Origin of the sequence: Vibrio sp. 10N.222.49.C9, assembly GCF_041474985.1 — a bacterium.
Lineage (GTDB): Bacteria > Pseudomonadota > Gammaproteobacteria > Enterobacterales > Vibrionaceae > Vibrio > Vibrio crassostreae_C.
Window position 1 is genome coordinate 1 of sequence record NZ_JBFRVD010000756.1, and the last position, 410, is coordinate 410.

A 410-nucleotide genomic window follows, 5' to 3' on the forward strand; every position below is an offset into this window, starting at 1 on the left:
AAACTTTCAAGTATGAGAAAGCTGCATCTTGATCTAGGTAGCCAGCAGTATTTGCTGTGCCATCAACACCAGCAACGCTTGTGAATTCCGCACCATCACCATTAACAGAGATGTCGTTTCCTGCAGTACCAGAATCGGTAAGTCCTGCATTTGAGAACTCGTACTGGTTAACCGCTACTGGGAAATCACCAGGCTCAGGAGCTGGTTCCGGTTCTGGCTCAGGCGCAGTCTCACCCGTTGCACTAACAACTACAGCTTCTGAGCTGTTGTTGTTGTATGGGTTATCAGATAGGTCCTGACCAATAGCGTAATTATCAAAGTTATCATCAAACACTAGCTCTTCGTCTGCGCCTTCAATGTTGTAAACCTTGAAGTTGTCTGCAAGTAGTTCGAAGTGTGTTGTATTACTG

The 410-nt window shown here is 45.6% G+C and carries 1 pseudogene; it reads right to left on the reverse strand.

Features of this window, described 5'->3' with window-relative positions:
• A pseudogene (locus AB4585_RS25435) lies at positions 1–410 on the reverse strand (LamG domain-containing protein); the annotation flags it as partial.